Source organism: Sorangium sp. So ce426 (assembly GCF_051475585.1).
Classification (GTDB): Bacteria; Myxococcota_A; Polyangia; order Polyangiales; family Polyangiaceae; genus Sorangium; species Sorangium cellulosum_B.
The window spans coordinates 3,417,810-3,439,530 of the sequence record NZ_CP150341.1 but is presented as its reverse complement, the minus strand read 5'-3'; the positions used below and the strand labels follow the sequence as shown (position 1 = coordinate 3,439,530).

Sequence of the window (21,721 nt, the reverse complement as noted above, 5' to 3'; positions counted from 1 at the left end):
TTCGCGGAGCCGAGCGGGCCAATCGTGCGCCGGCCATGCGGAAGGCGCCGCCCCGGGCCTGCCCGAGGCCGGCGCGCCTTCTGTAAGGGCCGGCGCTAGACTTGCTTCCCCTGCTGTTTGGCCTGCTCGCGCGCCTGCGCGACGAGACCGCGCAGCCTACCATCGTTCCCTGCGAGCTCGGCGGCGCGATCGAGCTCGCCGGCCGCGCTCTTCGCGAGCCCCGCGGCCGCGTACGACAGCGCGAGCGTGATCCGGTACTCCACGGAGGTTGGCACGAGCTCCACCGCTCGCCGCGCAAACTCCACCGCCCGCCGCGAGCTCTCCCCGGCCAGGAGCGTCGCGTGCGCGACCCGCTCGTGCGCACCGGCGTCGTCCGGGCGGCCGTTGCACACCTTCACGTAGCTCAGCGCCGCCTCGACCCAGCGGCCGTTCTGTGCCTCGTACTCGGCCTGCTTGAGGTACCCGTCCGCCAGCGCCACCGCCGCGAGGCGCTCCACCTCGGCCGACGCGCTCTGGAGCTCGGCGTCCTCCGGAGCCAGCGACGCGGCGATCCGGTACGCGTTGGCCGCGCTCGCGAACTCGCTCCGCTCGAGCGCGGCCCGAGCCACGTCGGAGTACCGCGCGATCTGGCTCCGGAGCGCCTCGTTGCGGGCGTTCTCGTAACGCGCCTTGAGCGCCTCGACCGCCCGTATCGACTCCGGCGAACGCACGCCGGAAGGGGTCTTCGGCGGCGCCGCAGGGGCGCCTGCCGCCGCAGCTGGCGCGACGGCCGCTCCAGGCGCAGCGGTCGCCACGGCCGGCGGGGTGGCCGCCCGAGGCGCAGCGGTCACCGCGACCGGCGGGGTGGCCGTCCGAGGCGCAGCGGTCACCGCGGCCGGCGTTGCAGCCGCCCCGGACGCAGCGGCCGTCGATGCAGAGGGCGCCCCTGGCGGAGCGCGCCGCAAGCCTCCGGTGAGCTTGCGCGCGAACGTCTCACGCCGGTCCTTGGCGGTGGGGGCAGGCGCGACAGGCGAGGCCGGCGCTGCGCTCCGCGCCGGCGCGCCTCCGTTGTCGGGCGAGCGTCCTCCTGCGGGCGGCTGCGCCGGCGACGGCTGAACCGGCGCGGCGGCGCCGGAGGACACAGCGGGCGCGCCCTGCTCTGCGGGCGCGCGCTCGGAGGAATAACGCCCGGGCGACGCGCCCATGTCGCGCGGATCGGCGAACGCGGCGCGCACCGTGGCGTCGACGGCGGTCGTTATCGTGGCGATGTCGCGCGGCGTCTGCTCGATCAGCGCCGCCATCGTCCGGTTCTTGTGGGTCTGCTCGAGGTACGCGTCGTACTCGGCGCGCCGCTGCTTCGACGTCAGCGTGTCGTGCGCCAGCGTGATGCGCGTGAAGATGGCCTCGATCTTCGGCTTGTAGGAGCCGAGCTGCTTCCGGAAGTAGGTGTCCGGGTGGAACTCCGGCGCGAGCTGGTAGTAGGCGCTCTTGATCTGCTTCTTGTCCGCCTGATCCGCGACGCCGAGCAGCGCGTAATAGCTGAGATCCTCGAGGCGGTAGTAGAGGTCGAGGATCCGCCGCTTCCGGTCGGAGGCGAGCTCGACCGGCTCGTCGAGCTCGGCGGGATCGTAGAGCGGCAGGGACTCCACCTGCTGCAGCGCGTCCCGACCGAGCGGGGCGGCCTCGGACCCGGACGGCATCGTCTTCTCCGGATCCACCGCGGCCGCGCGCCGCGCGGCGTCCCGCGGCGGAGGCTGTCCGGAGGGCTCCCCGTCCAGGAGGATCGCGCCGAGGTCGCGCAAGCGGCGCAGCGCCTCGACGGTATCGCCGTGCGACATGCCCGTGATCAAGGACAGATCCCGATCCGTCAGGACGCCGTCGATGCGGGACAGGAGGAACGCCTCCGCGGGTTTCAGCGGGAGCGACTTGAGATCGTACCCGGGCTTCGGCCTTGGAACACGGAACGTCATCGGGTCGAGCGGCGGCCCCCTCCCGCTCGAGTCTAGCGACGAACGCGCGCCCGTCGCAATTGCAGACCACGGCGAGCGCGCCCTTCAGCGCGGCTTTTCCCCGGGGCCCGTCAGGGCCTCGGTGATCACCCGGTCCTGGATCGAGATCGCCCGCTCCAGCAGCCCGACCGCCCGCGCGCGGGCCTGCGTCGCCGCCTCGCGATCCCCCTTCGCTTCGAGCGCCTTCGCGCGGCGCTCCTCGACAACGCCCGCGACCTCGTAGAGGTGGCCCTGATAATGAGAAGGCGCCGGCGCCAGCCGGAGGCCCGCGTCGATGTCGCGCGCCGCGGCGTCGAACTCGCCGGCCTCGCTCCGGAGCTCCGCCAGCCGGGCGTACGTGTCCGCCGTCACCTCGGCGACCTCCGGCGGGGCCCCCGGCGGCCTCGGCGCGGCGATGATCCCCTCCAGGGCGCGGAGCGCAGCGGCGCGATCGCCCGCGCCGAGCGCGACGTCGGCGGCATGGTGCGCCGCGCGCGCCCTCGAGAGGAAGGCGAGGAGCGTGGGATCGACGACCTGGGCCGGGGCGCACGCGCACGCCGGATCGCCCGGGCCCCCGGCGGCGCGCGCCCGCTCGTCGCCCGGGGCGCACCCGAGGTGCGCCGCCGCGAAGAGCCCCAGGCAGACGGCGACGAGGCGCGGGCCCCGCATCAGCGCACCCCCCACGCCGCGTAGCGGTTCTGGCGCAGATCGGACGCGCGCGCGGCGGCGATGCGATCGATCCGCTCCGTCTGACCGCCCTCCCGCGGAAAGGGCGCGGCCGGATCGAAGAGCGCGGCCGTCGAGCGCGCCTCGATCAACAGGGGCCGCGCGGCGAGCGCCGCGGCAGGAGCAGCGGCCGCGGGCGCGCGCGCGACGGAGGCGCGCTCCTCCCTGAGCTGGCCGACGATCAGCGCCACGGCCGCCGCGGCCGCGGCGAGGGTCGAGAGCGCCGCCATCGTCACCGGCGCGATGCGCCGGGGGCCGCGCGCGGGCGCGGCGCGGAGGGCCTGGTCGATGAGCGCGCGCCCCGGGAGCTCCGGGAGCGCCGCCGGACGCCACGCGGCCCGGAGCGCGACAGCGAGCTCCGCGAGCTCGTCGCGCGCGTCAGGCGAGCCGAGCGCCCCCTCGCCGCCGGAGCCGCCACCCCGCCCCGGCCCGCCGCCGGAAGCGGCGCGGGGCCCCAGCGCCTCCCGCAGGCGCTCGGCGGCGCGCAGCTCGGCCTTGGTCGGCGGCGCGCCCTCGTCGCCGAGCGCGCGCGCGAGCAGCGCCTCGTGGTCCGCCCTGTCGAGCCCGGCCGGGCGGGCCGCCGCCCTGAGCGCGTCCGCGAGCGGGACCTCGCCGCGCTCGAGCGCCTCCGCGAGCGCGCGCGCCGCGCCCAGCTCGTCGTCGGACGCAGGCGCGACGGGCTCCGCGCCGGGCACGACGAGCGCGAGGCGCCGGCCGCGATCCGCGCCGGCGCGGCGCTGAAGGGGCCCGTCGCCGGTCGGCGGCGAGCGCGGATCCGAGGGCGGCCGCGGCTTCATCGCGCTCCTTCCTTGCGCTCCGCGCGGGGCGCGGCGAGCGCCTTCTTCAGCGCGGTCATGGCGCGGTGCAGGACGACATCGAACGTCGCCACGCTGACCCCGAGCGCGAGGGCCACCTCGTCGCGGGGCCGCTCGTCGAGCACCCGCAGCCGGATCGCCTCGGCGTAACGGGGGTTGAGGCGCCCGAGCGCGTCCTCGACGCGCGCCCGCGCGTCGGCGAGATCGCGCTTCTCGCAGAGCTCGGCCTCTCCGCGCGCGGTGAGGTCGGTCTCCGCGGCGTCGATCTCGCGCTGGAGATCCTCGGGCTCGAAGAGCGCCTCGCGGCGGCGCGCGCGGAGCATGTCGAGCGCGATGCGCAGCGCGATGACGCGGAGCCAGGGATAGATGCCGCAGCTCTGCCACTGGAACTGATAGAACCGCTCGATCACGCGCGCGTACGTCTCGGCCAGAGCGTCCTGCGCGGCCGCGTCGGAGCCGAGGCGGGGCAACAGCACCGCGCGGTACAGCGCTGGCCCGTGCTTGCGGAGCAGCTGCCCGAGCGCGAGGCGATCGCCCTGCGCCGCGCGGTCGCACAGCAGGCGCTCCGCCTCGAGATCGGGCCTCGCTGCTGCCACCGCCGTCACAGCGGCGACGATACCCGGACGCAGAACGGAGCGCACCGGTGTCCGCCTCGCGCCCCTCTCGGGCCGGCGCGCCCCGCGGGGAAGGAGCGCCTGCGCGCCGCCGGCGAGACGCCGCGCGCCCCCCGCGAGGAGGGCGCGCGGCGGCTCGCCAGCGGCAGGCGGAACCGACCGCGGGAGGGCCACGGCATTCACCCCTCGACAACGGCCCAAACCCGTGGACCTTACGGCCAGGAGCCGCCACATTGTGCCGGACTCCACGCCGAGCGTCCGGCGTGAAAGGAGCCCAGGTGACCCTCGATACAGCGTTCAGGTCCCCCCCACACCCCGGCGCCGGGCAGCGCTTCGGGGCCGCTCTGTGACGGCGGGGCCGTCCGGCGAACGGAGGCGCGCGCTGCACTGCGCGCGCTGCGGCGCCCTCAACGGCGGCGACTTCAGCCGCTGCATCCGCTGCGGCGCGCCGCTCCTCGCGCCTGTCGCCCACGCCGCGCCCACCCGAGGACGCATCGACGGGCGAAGCCTGCTCGCGACCAAGATCCTGGGCGGGCTCACGGCGTTCGTGTTCGTCGGCCAGCTGATGGCCGCGCACTCCCGCGATCTCGGCCTCCTCTCGGCGTGGGACACGTCGAGCTACCTCCGCTTCGGCGCGCTCCTCCTCGCGCCCGGCGTGCCCTTCGAGCCGTTCCGGCTGCTCTCCGCGGTCTTCGTCCACATGGGCGTCCTCCACTTCGGCATGAACATGGTGACGCTCGGCATGCTCGCCCGCGCCGCCGAGCCCGCCGTCGGCTCGGCGCGGTTCGCGATCGCGTACGTGCTCACGGGCCTGTTCGGCTTCGGCGCGAGCGCCGCGTGGAACGTCTTCGTGCAGCCCGAGGTCGTGTGCACCGCGGGCGCGAGCGGCGCCGTGTTCGGCGTGATAGGCCTCCTGCTCGGCTGGCTGCTCCGCCGCCGCGACCCGCGGTGGAAGGACCTCGCGCTCCAGGCCGTGTTCTACATCGTCCTCTTCGGCTTCGTCGTGAACGCGTCGAGCACGGGCGTCCGCATCAACAACGCCGCGCACATCGGGGGCCTCGTGAGCGGCGCGCTGCTCGGGCTGAGCTACGCGGGCCCCTCGCGCGGCCGGTACGAGGGCGTGATGAACGCCGGCGCGCTCGCCAGCGTGCTCGCCTGCCTCGCGGCGCTCGCGCTCGCCCAGCGCTCGCCGGTCTGGCGCGCCGTGGAGTCGCTCGACGGAAACGCGCGGCAGGAGGCGCCCGGGCCCGAGCTGCACGGCCAAGCCAAGGGGCGTCCCGAGGACGCGCTCGCGGCGCTCGGCCCTCGACCGGCGGGCTCGCTCGTGCCGGGGGCTCCTGACGCGACGCGACGCTGATTGCGGCGCACGGCTCGAACGTCTAAGCGCCATCCTCGCATTCACGTGGGGGCGGGCCAATCCGTCCGTTCCCTCTCAGGAGACGTCATGGTCCGAACCTCGTCGCACATCGCCTCGTGCGTGCTTGCCGCGTCTCTCCTCAGCGGCTGCCATGTCACCATCCAGAGCGGCAACACGCCGGCAGAGGCCTCGCCGCCGCCCCCGCCGCCCGCCAAGAAGGCCTCCCGGTCGCGCAAGCCGGCCAAGCCCGACCCGGAGCCCGAGCGGCGCAGGACCCCGAAGTGGCGCCTGCCCACGAACAACGCGCCGCGCATCGCCGCCCCGAACGCGTTCGGCAACGGGGAGGGCGGCGCCTTCCGGGGGCTCGCGTACGTGATCCCCGAGAACACCCAGAAGCTCCCGACCTTCGACGGGCTCGTGCCGTTCGCGGTGCTGTTCACGGACAAGTTCGAGGTGAAGTCGCAGGACTTCTCCGGCGGCTTCCCGGGCGCGCTCGCGCAGAACGAGTGGTTCGCGATCCGGTTCGAGGGCGAGTTCAAGGCGCCCCAGGAAGGCGTGTTCCAGCTCAGGCTCACCTCGGACGACGGCGCGGTCCTCTACATCGACGACAAGCGCGTGGTCGCGAACGACGGCGTCCACAGCGCGAAGACCGTGGACGGCGAGGCCCGCCTCACGGAGGGGACGCACCGGCTGCGGCTCGATTACTTCCAGGCGCAGCGGGGCCAGGTCGCGCTCATGCTCCAGATCGGCCAGAAGGACAAATTCGAGCCGCTCGTCGGCCTCCGCTGACGGCGCGCCGCGCCGGCCGCGCCTCCCGTGCCCCGCCCTGGCGGGCACGGGACGGGGGTGGCGCGCGCGCGCGCGGCTGGCTTTCATGCGCCCGCGCACGTCCCGGCGCTCTCGTTCGCCTTTTCGTGTATCGTCGCCGCCGCCCATGGCGTCGGTGAACCCACTGTCGCGCGAGCTCGTCTTCAAGATCGTCTATTACGGGCCCGGCCTGGGCGGCAAGACGACCACGCTGGAGTACTTGCACGCCACGGCGAAGCCCGAGTACCGCGGCAAGCTCGTCTCCCTCGCGACGCCGGTCGATCGAACGCTCTACTTCGACTTCTTGCCGGTCCGGCTCCCGCAGCTGCGCGGGATGAACGTGAGGCTCCAGCTCTTCACGGTGCCAGGGCAGGTCTACTTCAACGCGACCCGGAAGCTGGTGCTCACGGGCGCCGACGGCATCGTGTTCGTCAGCGATTCACAGGCCGTTCGCGCCGACGCCAACATGGAGAGCATGGAGAACCTGCGCGAGAACCTCGCCGAGCAGGGGCGGGCGCTGGAGCACGTCCCGCACATCTTCCAGCACAACAAGCGCGATTTGCCCGGTTTGCTGCCGCTCTCGGAGCTCGACGCGATGTTGAACCCGTCCCGCGTCTTCTCGCTGGCCACGTCGGCGAAGACGGGGCTTGGGCTCTACGAGGGGCTCGAGGAGATCAGCGCCGCGGTCCTGCGCGCCTTCGAGAGCCGCCTGCCCGACGCGATGGGGAGCGGGCTGGGCGGGTTCGACGCGATCGAGGGCGGGCTCGCCACCGCCCTGCGCGACGCGTCGCCGCCGCCGTCGGCGCCGCTCGACGCGGTGATCTCGCGGCTCGCGCCGCCCAGCAAGCCGTGGTCGACGATGCCGCCGGACTCGACGATCGCGACGATCGGCGATCCGAGCGAGGGCGCCGCCGCGCCCGGCGCGACCACGTCACCTGGCGGTGAGCTCGCGCCGCGCAGCGCCGGCGTCAGGGATCCGGTGAGCCGCGGGCTCCCTTCGTCGCTGCGGCTCGCCGCCCGGAGGCTGGCCGCGCCGGCGGACGCCCCGGCGACCGCGCGCGCGGACGGCCCGTCTGCGGGGACGAGGCACCTCGCCCAGCCGGGCCTCTCGTTCGTCGCGCTCTGGCCGACCGCCGAGCGGGAGGCGATCGCAGAGATCGAGGCGACGATCGCCGCGGAGCGGTATGCCGTCGCGCTCGAGCGCTGCGACGCGCTCGTCGCGGGGATCTTCGACAAAGCGGCGGAGCTCGCGGGCTCGAGCGGCGCGGCGCGCGATCCAGCGACGGTGCCGGCGCTGCTCGGCCTGGACGGGCGCCGCTACCTCGGCTTTCGCGCCGTGGTCCGCAGAGCGCGCGCCGGCGGCGAGATCACCGAGCGCGACGCGCTCAAGGCCCTCGCGTTCGTCATCGAGGCGCGGCTCGCAGAGAGCGCGATTTGACGCGAGCCACGCGGCGGGCGCGCGCCCGCCGCGCCGTCAGAGCCGATCGAGCGAGGCGACGCCGGAGTAGCGGCGCATCGACACGCTCATGAGGAGCGCGATCGCCACCATCACCGTGGTCACGCTCGATCCGCCGTACGAGAACAGGGGCAGCGTGACGCCGACGACGGGCAGCACGCCCGACGTCATGCCGAGGTTGATGACCGCGTGCCAGAAGATGATCGCCGCGCAGCCGACGCCGAGCACCGCGCCGAAGCGATCCTTCGCCATCGACGCGATGCGGATCCCCCACACGACGAGGAACGCATAGAGGCACACGAGGACGATGCACCCGACGAACCCCCACTCCTCGGCGAAGACAGGGAACGGGAAGTCCGTGAACTGATCCGGCAGGAAGAGGAACTGGTTCTGGGTGCCCCGCAGGTACCCGCTGCCGAACAGACCGCCGTTGCCGATCGCGACGCGCGAGTGGTGGGCGTGCCAGCCGCGGTGCAGGAGATCCTCCTCGGGGTGGAGGAACACGAGCACGCGCGCGCGCTGGTAGTCGAGCAGCACGTACTCCCAGATGATCGGGATCGCCACCGCGATGGACACGACGAACAGCGCCGCGCTCCTCCACCGCACGCGCGTGACCGCCGCGATCGTCAGGAAGACGAACACGAGGATGGTCGCCGTCCCCAGATCGGGCTGCTTGAGCACGAGGAGCGCGGGGACCGCCGTCAGCGCCGCCGGGATCGCGAGATCGCGGAGGGTGCGGCCCTCGTTGCGCGGATCGTCGTGCAGGAACTTCGCCAGCGCGATGACCAGGAACACCTTCATGAACTCGCTGGGCTGGAACCGGAACGCGCCGAACTCGATCCACCGGGCGGAGCCGCGCACGTCGCGCGCGAGCACGAAGACGAGCGCCAGCGAGAAGACGCCGAACGTGTAGAGCACGTAGCCGAGGCGCTCGAGGTGCCGGTAGTCGAGCGCGATCAGCACGCCGCCGATGATGCCGCCCATGAACAGCCAGTACACCTGGCTGATGTAGAGCTCCGCGCGCGCGCCGGAGTAGACGCTCGTCGCGCTGTAGAGGTTGACGACGCCGAGCACCGCGATGGCCACCGCGGCGATGAAGAGCGGCCAGTCGAAATGATCGCGATCGCGCGAAGAGAGAGAGTCACCCCGGATCATGGCGTGCGCCCCGACGCGGCGGGCGCGCGGCCCGCGCTGCTCTTGCCAGCGCGCGGCCCCTCGTTCGGGCCGCCGCGGCGCTCCTTCGCGAGCTCCTGGTACGCGCGGACGACCTCGAAGGCGACCGGCGCCGCGTGCTTGCCGCCCGTGCCGCCGTGCTCGACGAGCACGACCACGGCGACCTCGGGCGAGCGCGCCGGCGCGTAGCCGGCGAACCAGGCGTGCTCGCGGTTGAAGTACCAGACCCGCTCGGCCTCGACGCCGCGGGTGAGCCGGTGCGAGACCTGCGCCGTCCCCGTCTTGCCCGCCATCTCCACGCCCGCGACGCGCGCCTTGAACGCCGTGCCGCCCTCCTCGTTCACGCCGGCGACCATCGCCCGGTGCACGAGGGAGAGGTTCTCCGGCCGGATGTCGATCTGGCGGCGCACGCGCGGCGTGAACTCCTGGACGACCGTGCCGGCGCTCGTCTCGACGGCCCGCACGATCTGCGGCTGGTACAGCGTGCCGCCGTTCGCGAGCGCCGCGTACGCGAGCGCGAGCTGGAGCACCGAGACCGTCGTCGCGCCCTGGCCGATCGCCGCGTTCAGGCCGAACCCGAGGCGGAACTGGCCCTTGTTCCGGAGCGTCATCCACGCCCGGGTGGGCATCCTGCCCCCCGCCTCGGCGTTGATGCCGAGCCCCGTCCGCGCGCCGAGCCCGTAGCGCTGGCCCATCTCCGCGATGACGTCCATGCCGACGCCGTACTCCGCCGCGAGCCGGTAGAAGTAGACGTTGCACGACTCGGCGATCGCCTGCTGCATCGCGACCGGCCCGTGCACGTGCGTGCACCGGAAGGTGCGCTTGCCGAACGTCAGCGCGCCCCGGCACCGCGAGGACTGGCGGGGATCGATGAGCCCCTTCTCGAGCGCCGCCAGCGCGGTGAACGGCTTGAACGTCGAGCCGGGCGGGTACGCACCGGACAGCGTCTTGTCGAGCGCGGGCTTCAGCGGATCCGAGTAAAGTCGCCGGAACGCGTCGCGGATGACCTGCTTCCCCGAGCCGCCGGAGAGCGCGTTCGGGTTGTAGCCGGGCTTCGAGTACAGCCCGAGGATCCGCCCGGTGCGCACGTCGATGACCGCGACGCCGCCGGCGAGCTCGCCGCGCATCGCCTTGTCGATCGCCTTCTGGATGTCGGCGTCGAGGGTCAGCCGGAGATCGCGGCCGGGGATCGGGTCCACCCGCCGCGGCTCCTCGATGATCCCGTCGCCGCCCGTCCTGCGCCGCCCCTTGGCGTCGACGAGCACCTTCTCCCAGCCGCGCGTGCCGCGCAGGTAGCTCTCCCAGGCGCGCTCGATGCCGGTGACGCCGATGCGATCGCCCTCGATGTACCCGACGCTGCGGAGCGACGCGAGCCGCTCGGCGTCCACCTCGGCCATGTAGCCGAGGACGTGCGAGCCGACCTCCTCGTACGGGTAGTAGCGCACCGGGACGGGCACCACGTCGACCCCCGGCAGCTCGGCGTCGTGCGTCGCCAGCGTCGCCACGGCGTCGCGCGAGATGTCCTCCTTGAGCAGGATCTGCTGGTTCTTGCGCGGTCCCTCGTCGGCGCGGATCGAGGTGATCAGCGCCTCCAGCCGCGCGCGCTCCTCGATCCCGATGCCGAGGTACTCGACGAGCTTCGGCCAGATCGTCTCCATGTCGAGGCGCCGCGGGACGACGTAGACGTTGTACGATGGCCGGCTCGCCGCGAGCACCTTGCCGTTCTTGTCCCGGATGATCCCGCGCGTGGTCGCGAGCGTCACGCGCCGAACGATGTTCTCGCGAGCGATGGCCTGGTTCTCGTCGACCTCGAGGATCTGCAGGTAGAACAGGCGCCCGAGGAGCACCATGAATCCGACGACCATGCCGAGCGCGATCCACCGGAAGCGCCGGCGGAACTCGCTCACGTCGGAGCGCTGGACGAGCAGGCTCACCGCGGGCTCTCCCCTGGCCGCGGGACGTTGATCGTCGCCTGGTGCACGCGCTCGGCCATCCGGAAGACGAACGGCGCGAACAGCGCCGTCGAGACCGCGTGCGGCGCGACGAGCCGGGCGAGCGCGCGGGTGCGCGCGGCGTCGCCCCCGAAGATGGCGGTGAGGATCACGATGAGCACCCCCTCGACGAGGCCGAAGACGAAGGCCAGCGCGATCTTCGTGAGGAGCGTCTGCGCGGCGAGCCGCACGCCGGCCGCCCGCGAGACGACGAAGGTCGCGACGGTGATGAAGGTGAACAGGCCGACCGGCGCGCCGGTGAAGAGATCGAGCAGGTACCCGAGCAGGAACGCGAGCGCGGCGCCCCGCGCGATCGAGTACTCGTGCACCCCCATGAACACGACGAGCGGCAGGAGCAGGCTCGGCGTGGAGCCCGGGATGTTCAGCTTGCCGATGAGCCGGAACAGGTTCGACTGAAGGATCAGCAGGGCGGCCCCCATCGCCAGGAACGCGGAGTTTCTCATCGCGTCACCTCCGCTGCGCCTGGGGGGGCGTCTCCTCCGGGGGTGTCGTCGTCACGATGAGCACCTCCTCCAGCCGGGAGAAATCGACCGCCGGCGCGACGTACACCTGCTGGTAGATGCCGAAGTCGCGGCGGACGACCTGCGTCACGGTCCCGACCGGGATCCCCTTCGGGAAGCGCCGGCCGACGCCGCTCGTCACGAGCAGATCGCCGACCTCGATCTCGTCGGTGCGCTGCACGTACTCGACGCTGCAGGAGTACTTGCTCTCGTCGCCCGTGCCGCGGACGAAGCCGCGCGCGCCGGTGCGCTCGACCACCACGTCGACGCCGCTGCCCCCGTCGACGACGAGCCGCACGTCGACCGTGTCGCCGGCGCTCTTCAGCGTGGTGCCGACGACGCCGTCCGCGGAGAGGACCGGCAAGTTGGAGCCGATGTCCCGCGCCTCGCGATCGAGCGTGACGCGGACCACCCGGAAGAAATCGTTGGTGCTCTTGCCGACGACCTGGGCGCTCACCACGTCGGTCCGGAGGCTCTGGCGCAGGTCGAGCAGCCTGCGCAGGCGGCGGTTCTCTTCCTCGAGCGCCTCGAGCTTCCGCACCCGCTCCCGGAGGCGGGCGATCTGCGAGGCCTGCCTGGCGTTGTCTTCCTTGACGTCGACCAGGTAGATGTAGTCGCCCCAGAGGTTCGAGAGCCCGCGCGCCAGCGTCGCGGCCGCGTACTGGATCGGCGCCGCGATGCTGATGATGATCCGATCGGCCCCCGTGTTCTGCTTGGGGTCGCGCATGCTGGCGCGCAGGAACCAGAACGGCACCGCGAGCGCCAACAGCACGATCACGAAGTCGCGGTAGCGTTTGAGGTTCACCGTGGCTCCCGGACCCAGGTAGTACGAGGCGCCCCGCGAGGCCACCCCTCTCGACGCCGCGCGCGGCGCCCACCCCGGCGCGGGGCGGCTCGCCGCGCGCCGCAAACACCCCCGCCGGCGTGCTCACGGGCGGGACACGAAGACGACCCTCAGCTGATCGTGACCTCTTTCAAGAGCTCGAGGTGATCCAGCGCCTTGCCGCTGCCGAGCACCACGGCGCTGATCGGGTCGTCGCACACCATCACGGGCAACCCCGTCTCCTCGCGGAGGAGCACGTCGAGGTTCTTGAGGAGCGAGCCGCCGCCGGTGAGCACGATGCCCTTGTCGACGATGTCGGCCGCCAGCTCGGGCGGCGTGCGCTCCAGCGCGATGAGCACGGCGTCCACGATGGCGTTCGTCGGCTCGCTCAGCGAGTCGCGGATCTCGTCGGAGTTGACGACGACCGTCTTGGGGATGCCCGCGACCATGTCGCGCCCCTTGACCTCCATCGTGAGCTGCTGCTCGAGCGGGTACGCGTTGCCGATCGTGATCTTGATGCGCTCCGCGGTCTGCTCGCCGATGGCCATGTTGTACTTGCGCTTCATATAGGCCATGATCGACTCGTCCATCTTGTCGCCGCCGACGCGCACGCTCTGCGAGTAGACGATGCCGGCGAGGGAGATCACGGCGACCTCGGTCGTGCCGCCGCCGATGTCGACGACCATGTTGCCGCTCGGCTCGGTGATCGGCAGCCCGGCGCCGATCGCGGCCGCCATGGGCTCTTCGATGAGGTAGACCTCGCGCGCGCCGGCGCCCTCGGCGCTCTCCTTCACCGCCCGCTTCTCGACCTCGGTGATGCCGAACGGGACGCAGATGATGATGCGCGGCTTGACGAGCGTGCGGCGGTTGTGTGCGCGCGCGATGAAGTACCGGAGCATCGCCTCGGTGATCTCGAAGTCGGCGATGACGCCGTCGCGCAGCGGTCGCACCGCCTGGATGTTGCCGGGGGTGCGACCGAGCATCTCCTTCGCCTCGCGGCCGACGGCGAGCACCTTCTTGCCGCCGCGAGCATCGCGCTGGACGGCGACCACCGAGGGCTCGCAGGACACGATCCCCTTGCCCTTCACGTAGATGAGGGTGGTTGCGGTGCCGAGATCGATCGCGAGATCGTTCGAGAACAGGCCGTAGAGCCAGTCGAAGATCATCGCTTCGCCCTAGAAAGGAAAAAGGTTAAGCCGAGCACCGCGGAGGACGCAGCAGCCCGACCAGGCGCCCGCTTGCGCGGGCCCTGCGGCAGCGGCCAGCGGTGCAGCGTGGCCTAGCCCTTCGAGATCTTGCCTTCTTTGTGCTCGGTGTGCTTGCGCTCGGTCGGGCAGAACTTCTTGATGACGAACTTGTCCGTCATCGTCCGCTTGTTCTTCGTCGTGTGGTAGTTCGCGCGGCCGCAGTTGCCGCACGTCAGCTTGATGATGTCGCGCATCGGAGGTCTCCGAAGACAGGGCCGACCTGTTTCCACAGGCGGCCCTGGTTGAACCCAGGCACGGGCAGCACGGGAGCGCTAGCACCGCAACCGGCGGGGGGCACCAGAGGACGTGTGCCGGATCAGCGACGCCCGACCGCCCGTCTGGAGGGCGCTACCCTACGAGAAACGATGCAGTTGTCAACCGGGAGCGCTCATTCGTCGTCCCAGTCATCACCGCCGCGGCCGCGATCCCAGTTCTTGTTGTTGCTGCGCCGGCCACCACCACCGGCGCCACCACCGCCGCCGGGAGGACCGTCCCCGTCGTGACCGCCGCGCCGCCGGCGATCATCGAAGGTCTTGCGCGCAGGCGGCGGAGGAGCTCCGCCGCCGCCACCACCACTGCCGAAGCCGCCGCCGCCGCCGAAGCCACCGCCGCCGCCGCCGACGAAGCCGCCGCCACCACCGCCGAAGCCGCCGCCACCGCCGCCGAAGCCGCCCGGACGGTCCTCGCGCGCCGGCCGCTCACCCTTCGGGTGAGCGAGGTTGACGACGAGCCGCCGACCGCGCACGTCCACGCCGCGCAGGGCATCGATCGCGGCGCGCGCCGCCTCGGCGCTCGCCATCGTCACGAAGCCGAACCCGCGCTTGCGACCGTCAGGATCCATGGGGAGGTGGACCCGCACCACCGGACCGGCGCCGGTCGAGCCGATGAGCCCCTCGACTTCCTCGACGCTCGCGTCGTAGGGGAGATTGCCGACGTAGAGGGTGCGATCGGGCGCTGCAGCCGGCCCGCCGCCGCCCATACCGCCACCGCCGCCAGGGCCACCTGGCCCGCCGCCGGGGCCACCGCCGGGGCCCATCGGGCGCCCCTCGCGCCGCGGCGGCTCGGCCTGGAAGGGGCGGACCGAGATGGACTTGCCGCCCTGAAATGAACCGTCGAGCGACTCGCGCGCGGCGTTGGCTTCGCCGGTCGTCGAGAGTGTGACGAAGCCGAACCCGCGCGGACGACCCGTCGCGCGATCTTTCGGAAGACTGACCTCGACGACGTTGCCGCCGGTGGCCTCGAAGAGCTGCCGCAAAACGTCTTCGGTGATGGAGTCGGGCAAGCCCGCCACGAACAACTTACGCGAATCTTCAGCCATTGTAGAAAAACCTGGGGTTGGCCCCTGCGTTCCCTCTTATTTGGTCCACTCGCTCCGTGATCGATGTCGATGACGCGGAGCCTTTCGCGAGCGCGCCTCTCGATCGCCCCTCCCGCCCCTCCGTCGGCGGAAGGAGCGACCGAGCTCAATCGAGCGAAGGTCGGCGGGCCGACCCTCTGGTGCAAACTCCACCCCACGATATCTGGCGCCCCTGGCGCGTCAAGGGACCCGCCACGGGCGGGCGAGCCAAATGAAGGCCCGGAAGGAGCCGTCCGTGACCAGGCCGCACCCGGCCGCACCCCGCCGCGCCTTCGTCCCTCAGGCGAGCGCCGGTCCAGGCGACCAGGGACCCAGCAGCGCGCGCTCCGTCACAGGCGGGTTTCGCCAGGCCGGCGCTCGGGAAACCCGGCGCTCGGGAGGGCCGAGCGGCCCAGCGCCGCCCGGCGAATGAGCGCATCGCGCGGCGTGGATCTGCCCGAAACCCGAAACGACCGGTCCAAGGCGCCCAGGTGCGGGATCACCTCTCGGCCCGGGCGCGGGAGGCCCGAGGCGCCTCGGCCTCATCGTCCTCGTCGGACGGATCGTCGTCCGCGACGCGCGAAGCGCCGTCCAGCGGGCTCGCCCCGGCGCTCGACGGCTCGCCGCGCGCCGCCATGCGCAGGAAATAGAGCCCCACCGCGAACAGACCGAAGCATGCCCACTGCGCGGGCGTGAGACCGGCATAACGCGGATCGCCGCCGACGACCGTGCCCTCCCGCTCGCGCAGGAAATCGAGCGCGAACCGCACCGGAGCGTACGCGGTGCACATGATCCCGGTGTAGAAACCGAGCGGACGATGGGGGTTCCGGCGCCAGAGCACCGCGAACGCGATCGCGAGCGGGATCGCGAGCACACACTCATATAGGCCCAGATCGAACCGGCCGACATGTCCCGTCCCGAGCGGGTATTGGACCGCGAACCATGCGTCGGAGATACGGCCCGGATGATCGTGGACCGACGCGCAGCCCGCGCGCCCGAAGACCCACGCGAGCGGAAACGCGCTGTTGACGACCTCGCAGTAGGGCATGATCCGCTCGCGGCGATAGAAGCGCCACGCGAAGGCGCCGCTCAGCGCGCCGGTGAAGCCGCCGAAGCTCGACAGGCCGTCCCAGAGCGCGAAGAGGTAGAGAGGATCTCGGGCGACCCGCTGCGGGTGATAGAAGATCGCGTCGAGGACGTGCCCACCGATGAACCCGGCCGCCACGACCCAGAAGATGAACTCGCTCATCTTCTTCTCGTCGAGGCGCCGCTCGCGCGCGTGCCGCGTGGCGACCACGGCGCCGATGTAGACGCCGAGCGCCACCAGCGTGCCGAACGGCTTGATCGAGGGCGGCTTCGCCGGATCGATGAGCTGCCCCACGAGCGGGATGTGCTCCAGGAAAGCGAGCGGGATCTCGGGGAGCTCGATGTAAGGGATCAGAGGGCCTGACACGTCGCTCCCCTAGCGCAGCGACGAGGCGAAAGCCATCCGCCGTCGATGACGTCGGAGCGACAAGGCCGCGGCGGGGGCGCGCTCAGCGCGGCGGGGGCGCGCTGAGCGCGGCGGGGGCGCCGGGGACGCAGCGAGGCCGCCTTCGCCCGGTCGAGCGCCGCGCCGCCGCGCCGCGAGGCCACCGCGCCCGCGCTAAGTCCGCCGCGACGCCGCGCCGGCGTCGTCAAGAGTTCGCCAACCGCGGGGGACAGGCGTAAACCTGCCGCATGAGCCGCTCCCCCGTGCGCGTCGCCACGCTGACGCTCAGTGACACCCGCACCCTCGACGATGACGAGGGCGGACAGCTCCTCGGCGAGCTCCTGAAGCGCGCCGGCTTCTCCGTGACCTCCCACGCCGTTCTCCGCGAGGAGCCCGAGCTGCTGCGAGCGGCGATCGTTCAGATCGCGGACGCAGGCTCGGCCGACGCCGTCGTCACCACGGGCGGGACCGGGATCGCCCCGCGCGACAGGACCCTCGAGGCGCTCGCGCCGCTCTTCGAGAAGACGCTCGACGGCTTCGGCGAGGCGTTCCGGCGCCTGAGCTGGGACGCGATCGGGCCGAACGCCATCCTGTCGCGCGCCGCGGCGGGCGTCGCGCGAGGGCTCGTGGTGATCGCGCTGCCCGGCAGCCCGAAGGCGGTGGAGCTCGCCGTCACGCAGATCATCGGCCCCGTCCTCGCGCACGCGGTCACGCTCGCGTCCGGCAAGGGCGGCCACCACCACCGGCACCCGCAGCCCGCGCAGGGCGAGGAGCAGCGCGGATGATCCCCTTCGAAGAGGCGCTCGATCGGCTGCTCGCGACCGCTGCCCCGGTCGGCCCCGAGCGGGTGTCGCTCGACGACGCGGCTGGGCGCGTGCTCGCCGAGGACATCGCGGCCGCCGATGCGATGCCCGCCTTCGACTACAGCGCGATGGACGGCTACGCCATCGCCTCCGCCGACCTCGCGGGCAGCGGGCCCTTCAGGCTGCCCGTCCGCGGCGAGAGCGCCGCTGGCCGCCCGCTGCCGGCGCTCCAGCCGGGCACGGCGTGTCGGATCTTCACCGGCGCGCGGCTGCCGCCCGGCGCCGACACGATCGCGCCGCAGGAGGACGCCGCGCGCAGCGGCGACGAGATCACCCTGCAGGAAGCGCCGCGGGCGGGCGCCTGGGTGCGCCGCCGGGGCGCGGACCTCGCGGAGGGCGCCGTCCCTCTGCGCAGAGGAGCGCGGCTCACCCCGGGGAAGGTCGCGCTCGCGGCCGCGCTCGATCGCCCGAGCGTCCTCGTCGCGCGCCGCCCCGTGGTCACGGTGATGTGCTCCGGCGACGAGCTGCGCGCGCCCGGCTCGCCCGGCCCCGCGGGCACGATCCCGGAGTCGAACAGCTACTTCATCGCCGCGACCGCGCGCGCTGCGGGCGCCGCGGTCCGCATCGCGCCGTTCGTCCCCGACGACGCGGCGCGCGCCGCCGAGGCGGTGTCGACGGCGCTGCGCGGGTCCGATCTCGTGGTGACCGTCGGCGGCGTGAGCGTCGGCGACCACGACATCGTCCGCCCCGCGCTCGAGGCGGCCGGCGTGTCGCTCGATTTCTGGCGCGTCGCCATCAAGCCGGGCAAGCCGCTCGCGGTGGGGCGCGCCGAGCTCTCGCGGTGCGGCGTCGTCCACGTGCTCGGGCTGCCAGGCAATCCGGCCTCGGCCTCGCTCACGTTCGTCCTCTTCGGCGTGCCGCTGCTCCGCGCGCTCCAGGGCGACGCGGCGCCGCGGCCGCCCCGCGTGATCGTCCGCGCGGGCAGCGCGCTCAGGCGCCAGCCCGGTCGCGCCGAGTTCCTCCGCACCCGCCTCGACGCCTCGAGCGGCGAGCTCGTCGCCCGCATCGCCGCGAACCAGGCGTCGGGCGCCGTCACGAGCTTCGCCGAGGCCGACGCGCTCGTCCTCGTGCCCGCCGATCGGGAGCGCATCGACGAGGGTGATCGCCTCGAGGCCATCCGCCTCGCGGAGATCTGACCGCGCGCCGCGCAACGCCGCGCGCTCCCCACGGCGCGCGGCATTGCCTCCAGCGCGCGGAATTGCCACGCGGCCGGCGAATTTACGTCACGAGCCCGCGCCCGATCACACAGCGCTCGGGCGGAGGGCTCACCTTGACCCTCGCGCGGGGGCGCCGGAAGATGGCGGAGCGATGCTCATCCTCGGGATCAACGCCTACCACGGCGATGCGTCGGCCGCCCTGCTCGTCGACGGCCAGCTCGTCGCGGCGGCGGAGGAGGAGCGGTTCAGCAGGATCAAGCACTGCGCGGGCTTCCCGCGGCTGGCGGTCGAGTACTGCCTCGGCGCCGCGGGCGCGCGGGTCGAGGACATCGATCACATCGCGATCAGCCGCGACACGAGGGCGCACCTCGGCGACAAGCTCCTCTACGCGCTGACGCGGCGCTCACCGGCGGGGCTCCTCAAGGGCTCGCTCGGCGCGAGCGACCCGAAGGTGCACCTCGGCGCCGCGCTCGGCGTCGACCCGAAGCGCATCCGCGCCGCGTCGCACAACGTCGAGCACCACCGCGCGCACCTCGCCTCCGCGTTCTTCCCCTCGGGCTTCGACGAGGCGGCGGTCCTGTCCATTGACGCCTTCGGCGACTTCGTCAGCACGATGTGGGCGCGCGGCCGCGGCAACAAGCTGGAGATCCTCCGGCACGTCGGCTTCCCCCACTCGCTCGGGCTGTTCTACTCGGGCCTGACGCAGTACCTCGGGTTCCCCAAGTTCGGCGACGAGTACAAGGTCATGGGGCTGTCGGCGCACGGCCAGCCGGATCTGCTCGACAAGCTCCGGCAGGTGGTGCGCGTCAAGGACGGGGCGTTCGAGCTCGCGCTGGAGTACTTCCAGCACCACACGAAGGGCATCGCGATGACCTGGGAGGGCGAGCCCCGCTACGGCCCCATCCACTCCGAGCGCCTGATCGACCTGCTCGGCCCCGCCCGCAGCCCGAAGAGCCCGATGGAAGATCGCTTCATGGCGGTCGCCGCCTCGACGCAGGCGGCGTTCGAGGAGGTCTACTTCGAGCTGCTCGCGACGGCGAAGCACCTCACCGGCTCGCCGCGCCTCGCCCTCGCGGGCGGCTGCGCCTACAACAGCGTGGCCGCCGGGAAGATCCGCCCGAAGGGGCTGTTCGACGACGTCTTCATCCAGCCCGCGGCCGGCGACGCGGGCACGTCGTTCGGCGCGGCGCTCTACGTCCACCACCACAAGCTCGACAACCCGCGCGGCTTTCACCAGACGCACAGCTACTTCGGCCCGGCCTTCTCGCAGGAGACCATCGACGAGCTGCTCCGGAAGGAGCAGGTCGCGTTCGAGACCCTCCCCGACGAGGACCTGATCCCCCGCGTCGCCAGGGCGATCAGCGAGGGCAAGGTGGTCGGCTGGTTCCAGGGGCGGATGGAGTACGGCCCGCGCGCGCTCGGCAACCGCAGCATCCTCTGCGACCCGCGGCGGCCGGACATCAAGGACGCGATGAACGAGCGGATCAAGCGCCGCGAGATGTTCCGCCCCTTCGCGCCGGCGCTGCCCCTCGAGCGCGTCGGCGACTACTTCGAGCAGACCTCGCCGGACCCGTTCATGGTCAAGGTCTACAAGATCAAGCCCGAGCGCCGCGCCGAGATCCCCGCCGTGACGCACGTCGACGGCACGGGGCGCCTCCAGACGGTGACCGCCCAGGAGAACCCGCGCTACCACGCGCTCCTCAGCGAGTTCGGCCGGCAGACGGGCACGCCCGTCCTCCTGAACACCTCGTTCAACGCGAGCGAGCCGATCGTCTGCACCCCAAAGGAAGCGCTCGACTGCTTCCTCCGGACCAAGATGGACGTGCTCGTCCTCGAGCGGGCCTACCTCGAGCGCGCGCCGGCCCTCTAGGCAGACCGCGCGCGCTCCTGGCAGGCCGCGAAAAGCCCGCCGGAAGCGGCCGGGGAGGCTCGGCCGAAAGTTCGTGGTTGACGTGGAGCGAGGGGACGGCAAATGGGCGTCCCCGGCATGTGGAAGAACGGGACGCCGGGCGCCCTGCCCCACCTCGACGGAGCGCCGGAGCAACCGGTTCCGACGACCGGGGGTGCTCGGACGCCTTGCCTCGAGCATGATGCCGGCCCGCCGCGCTGCGTGCGCGCGGACCTGGTACCCCATGGGCCCACGGCGCTGCATGCGCTCACGGCCCCTCCTGCGTAAGGGTCCGCGCCGCGGCGGCCCAGGCGGTCAAAGAGGATGGATGCGAATCGGATGAAGCTCGTACTCGAAGACGGGACGACCATGACGGGCCGGTGCTTCGGCGCCCCGCGCGCGGTGAGCGGCGAGGTCGTCTTCAACACCGGCATGACGGGGTACGTCGAGACGCTCACGGATCCCTCGTACAGAGGCCAGATCCTGACGATCACGTACCCGCTCGTGGGCAGCTACGGCGTGCCCGCGCCGCGCAAAGCGGGCAGCGTCGACGGGCCCTACGAGGCCGACCGCATCCAGCTGCAGGGGCTCGTGGTCCAGAGCTACGTGGAGCGCTACAGCCACCACGCCGCGGTCCGCTCGCTCGGCGCCTGGCTCGCCAGCGAGGGCATCCCGGCGATCACGGGGATCGACACGCGGACGCTGACGCGGCGGCTCCGGGAGGTCGGGACGATGAAGGGCTGGCTGTTCCCGGCCGAGATGGACCTGGAGCGGGTGAAGCGCTCGGCCGAGGCCGTGGACATGCGCGAGGAGGTGTTCCGCCTCGTCTCGCCCCGCGAGCCCGTCACGTACGAGGGCGGCCCCCTGAAGGTGCTCCTCATCGACGCGGGCGCGAAGGACAACATCGTCCGCTCGCTCCTGCGGCGCGGGGTCACCGTCATCCGCGCCCCCTACCACGCGCCCATCGCCGAGCTCGCCGAGAGCGCCGACGGCATCCTCATCGGCAACGGCCCCGGCGACCCCAAGGACCTCGGCCCGCTGGTCGCCGCGGTGCGCGGCCTGCTCGGGACGTACACGAAGCCGATCTTCGGCATCTGCCTCGGCAACCAGATCCTCGCGCTGGCCGCCGGCGGCGACACCTTCAAGCTGCCGTACGGCCACCGCGGCGTGAACCAGCCGGTGCAGGACCTCCTGAGCCGCCGCTGTTACGTCACGAGCCAGAACCACGGGTACGCGGTGAAGCACGAGTCGCTGCCCGCCGAGTGGGAGCCCTGGTTCGTCAACATCAACGACGGCACCAACGAGGGCATCCGCTCGCGGCTCCGCCCCTTCTTCAGCGTCCAGTTCCACCCCGAGGCGACGCCCGGGCCCGAGGACGCGGGCTACCTGTTCGACGACTTCCTCCGCCTCTGCGGCGCGATGAAGGGGTCCTCCGATTCGCGACTCAAGACCGCGGGGGCCGCTGCCGCGGATCCCCGCGCCACCCCCACCGCAGGAAGGAGCTGAGCC

19 protein-coding genes are annotated in these 21,721 nt (G+C 72.7%); 7 read left to right on the top strand and 12 right to left on the bottom strand.

Going from position 1 to position 21,721, the window contains the following annotated elements; genetic code table 11:
• Positions 1–95: 95 nt before the first annotated feature.
• From WMF44_RS13115 to WMF44_RS13100, 4 genes are all read right to left on the bottom strand, one after another.
• Entirely contained in the window at positions 96–1,949 is a 1,854-nt protein-coding gene (locus WMF44_RS13115) for a DnaJ domain-containing protein (protein ID WP_437299464.1), read from the bottom strand.
• A gap of 84 nt (positions 1,950–2,033) precedes the next feature.
• The gene (locus WMF44_RS13110; protein ID WP_437299463.1) at positions 2,034–2,636 is read right to left on the bottom strand and encodes a hypothetical protein; all 603 of its coding nucleotides are present in this window, start codon (positions 2,634–2,636) and stop codon (positions 2,034–2,036) included.
• Positions 2,636–3,490 (bottom strand): hypothetical protein, encoded by an 855-nt coding sequence (locus WMF44_RS13105; RefSeq protein WP_437299462.1) that lies wholly within the window; start codon positions 3,488–3,490, stop codon positions 2,636–2,638. Before WMF44_RS13105 ends, WMF44_RS13110 begins: the two co-directional genes overlap by 1 nt.
• Positions 3,487–4,113 (bottom strand): RNA polymerase sigma factor, encoded by a 627-nt coding sequence (locus tag WMF44_RS13100; RefSeq protein ID WP_437299461.1) that lies wholly within the window; start codon positions 4,111–4,113, stop codon positions 3,487–3,489. The genes WMF44_RS13105 and WMF44_RS13100 overlap by 4 nt, the downstream gene beginning before the upstream one ends.
• Before the next feature lie 355 nt (positions 4,114–4,468).
• On the opposite strand from WMF44_RS13100, the gene WMF44_RS13095 reads away from it, so the two are divergent.
• The 3 genes from WMF44_RS13095 to WMF44_RS13085 all read left to right on the top strand — a co-directional run bounded on the left by WMF44_RS13095 (position 4,469) and on the right by WMF44_RS13085 (position 7,724).
• Entirely contained in the window at positions 4,469–5,479 is a 1,011-nt protein-coding gene (locus WMF44_RS13095; RefSeq protein WP_437299460.1) for a rhomboid family intramembrane serine protease, read from the top strand.
• A gap of 87 nt (positions 5,480–5,566) precedes the next feature.
• The gene (locus tag WMF44_RS13090; RefSeq protein ID WP_437299459.1) at positions 5,567–6,268 is read left to right on the top strand and encodes a PA14 domain-containing protein; all 702 of its coding nucleotides are present in this window, start codon (positions 5,567–5,569) and stop codon (positions 6,266–6,268) included.
• A gap of 145 nt (positions 6,269–6,413) precedes the next feature.
• The gene (locus WMF44_RS13085; RefSeq protein WP_437299458.1) at positions 6,414–7,724 is read left to right on the top strand and encodes a GTP-binding protein; all 1,311 of its coding nucleotides are present in this window, start codon (positions 6,414–6,416) and stop codon (positions 7,722–7,724) included.
• A 36-nt stretch (positions 7,725–7,760) separates the two neighbouring features.
• Here the strand turns inward: WMF44_RS13085 and rodA are convergent, their stop codons facing one another.
• The 8 genes from rodA to WMF44_RS13045 form a co-directional block, all read right to left on the bottom strand.
• Positions 7,761–8,897 carry a rod shape-determining protein RodA gene (rodA, locus tag WMF44_RS13080; protein WP_437299457.1) on the bottom strand — a complete coding sequence of 379 codons (1,137 nt, stop codon included), beginning with the start codon at positions 8,895–8,897 and terminating at the stop codon, positions 7,761–7,763.
• Positions 8,894–10,849, bottom strand: a complete 1,956-nt coding sequence (gene mrdA, locus WMF44_RS13075; protein ID WP_437299456.1) for a penicillin-binding protein 2 — start codon at positions 10,847–10,849, stop codon at positions 8,894–8,896. The genes rodA and mrdA overlap by 4 nt, the downstream gene beginning before the upstream one ends.
• Positions 10,846–11,370 (bottom strand): hypothetical protein, encoded by a 525-nt coding sequence (locus WMF44_RS13070; protein ID WP_437299455.1) that lies wholly within the window; start codon positions 11,368–11,370, stop codon positions 10,846–10,848. The genes mrdA and WMF44_RS13070 overlap by 4 nt, the downstream gene beginning before the upstream one ends.
• A gap of 4 nt (positions 11,371–11,374) precedes the next feature.
• Complete coding sequence (gene mreC, locus WMF44_RS13065) at positions 11,375–12,232, bottom strand: rod shape-determining protein MreC (RefSeq protein WP_012235041.1); 858 nt, start codon at positions 12,230–12,232, stop codon at positions 11,375–11,377.
• A gap of 149 nt (positions 12,233–12,381) precedes the next feature.
• Positions 12,382–13,416, bottom strand: coding sequence for a rod shape-determining protein (locus WMF44_RS13060; RefSeq protein ID WP_276598056.1), 1,035 nt, complete (start codon positions 13,414–13,416; stop codon positions 12,382–12,384).
• 113 nt (positions 13,417–13,529) lie between these two features.
• Complete coding sequence (gene rpmG, locus WMF44_RS13055) at positions 13,530–13,691, bottom strand: 50S ribosomal protein L33 (protein WP_012235039.1); 162 nt, start codon at positions 13,689–13,691, stop codon at positions 13,530–13,532.
• 194 nt (positions 13,692–13,885) lie between these two features.
• Positions 13,886–14,815 carry an RNA recognition motif domain-containing protein gene (locus tag WMF44_RS13050; protein WP_437299454.1) on the bottom strand — a complete coding sequence of 310 codons (930 nt, stop codon included), beginning with the start codon at positions 14,813–14,815 and terminating at the stop codon, positions 13,886–13,888.
• A gap of 517 nt (positions 14,816–15,332) precedes the next feature.
• Positions 15,333–16,286: a prolipoprotein diacylglyceryl transferase gene (locus WMF44_RS13045; RefSeq protein WP_437299453.1), complete on the bottom strand. Its 954-nt coding sequence runs from the start codon at positions 16,284–16,286 to the stop codon at positions 15,333–15,335.
• Positions 16,287–16,552: 266 nt separating this feature from the next.
• Between WMF44_RS13045 and WMF44_RS13040 the strand changes: the two genes are divergently transcribed.
• From WMF44_RS13040 to carA, 4 genes are all read left to right on the top strand, one after another.
• The gene (locus WMF44_RS13040; protein WP_437299452.1) at positions 16,553–17,089 is read left to right on the top strand and encodes a MogA/MoaB family molybdenum cofactor biosynthesis protein; all 537 of its coding nucleotides are present in this window, start codon (positions 16,553–16,555) and stop codon (positions 17,087–17,089) included.
• Entirely contained in the window at positions 17,086–18,303 is a 1,218-nt protein-coding gene (locus WMF44_RS13035) for a molybdopterin molybdotransferase MoeA (RefSeq protein WP_437299451.1), read from the top strand. Before WMF44_RS13040 ends, WMF44_RS13035 begins: the two co-directional genes overlap by 4 nt.
• A gap of 172 nt (positions 18,304–18,475) precedes the next feature.
• A complete protein-coding gene (locus tag WMF44_RS13030; protein WP_437299450.1) occupies positions 18,476–20,194 on the top strand; it encodes a carbamoyltransferase family protein in 1,719 nt (572 codons plus the stop codon).
• 357 nt (positions 20,195–20,551) lie between these two features.
• Positions 20,552–21,718 (top strand): glutamine-hydrolyzing carbamoyl-phosphate synthase small subunit, encoded by a 1,167-nt coding sequence (gene carA, locus WMF44_RS13025; RefSeq protein WP_437299449.1) that lies wholly within the window; start codon positions 20,552–20,554, stop codon positions 21,716–21,718.
• The last annotated feature ends 3 nt before the right edge of the window (positions 21,719–21,721 follow it).

What these genes read in the sequence shown, in the direction of transcription:
- WMF44_RS13105 (WP_437299462.1), bottom strand. Translation starts at nt 3,490, where the DNA reads ATGAAGCCGCGGCCGCCCTCGGATCCGCGCTCGCCGCCGACCGGCGAC.
- WMF44_RS13115 (WP_437299464.1), bottom strand. Translation starts at nt 1,949, where the DNA reads ATGACGTTCCGTGTTCCAAGGCCGAAGCCCGGGTACGATCTCAAGTCG.
- WMF44_RS13110 (WP_437299463.1), bottom strand. Translation starts at nt 2,636, where the DNA reads ATGCGGGGCCCGCGCCTCGTCGCCGTCTGCCTGGGGCTCTTCGCGGCG.
- rodA (WP_437299457.1), bottom strand. Translation starts at nt 8,897, where the DNA reads ATGATCCGGGGTGACTCTCTCTCTTCGCGCGATCGCGATCATTTCGAC.
- WMF44_RS13090 (WP_437299459.1), top strand. Translation starts at nt 5,567, where the DNA reads ATGGTCCGAACCTCGTCGCACATCGCCTCGTGCGTGCTTGCCGCGTCT.
- rpmG (WP_012235039.1), bottom strand. Translation starts at nt 13,691, where the DNA reads ATGCGCGACATCATCAAGCTGACGTGCGGCAACTGCGGCCGCGCGAAC.
- WMF44_RS13070 (WP_437299455.1), bottom strand. Translation starts at nt 11,370, where the DNA reads ATGAGAAACTCCGCGTTCCTGGCGATGGGGGCCGCCCTGCTGATCCTT.
- WMF44_RS13035 (WP_437299451.1), top strand. Translation starts at nt 17,086, where the DNA reads ATGATCCCCTTCGAAGAGGCGCTCGATCGGCTGCTCGCGACCGCTGCC.
- WMF44_RS13085 (WP_437299458.1), top strand. Translation starts at nt 6,414, where the DNA reads ATGGCGTCGGTGAACCCACTGTCGCGCGAGCTCGTCTTCAAGATCGTC.
- WMF44_RS13030 (WP_437299450.1), top strand. Translation starts at nt 18,476, where the DNA reads ATGCTCATCCTCGGGATCAACGCCTACCACGGCGATGCGTCGGCCGCC.
- WMF44_RS13040 (WP_437299452.1), top strand. Translation starts at nt 16,553, where the DNA reads ATGAGCCGCTCCCCCGTGCGCGTCGCCACGCTGACGCTCAGTGACACC.
- WMF44_RS13060 (WP_276598056.1), bottom strand. Translation starts at nt 13,416, where the DNA reads ATGATCTTCGACTGGCTCTACGGCCTGTTCTCGAACGATCTCGCGATC.
- carA (WP_437299449.1), top strand. Translation starts at nt 20,552, where the DNA reads ATGAAGCTCGTACTCGAAGACGGGACGACCATGACGGGCCGGTGCTTC.
- WMF44_RS13050 (WP_437299454.1), bottom strand. Translation starts at nt 14,815, where the DNA reads ATGGCTGAAGATTCGCGTAAGTTGTTCGTGGCGGGCTTGCCCGACTCC.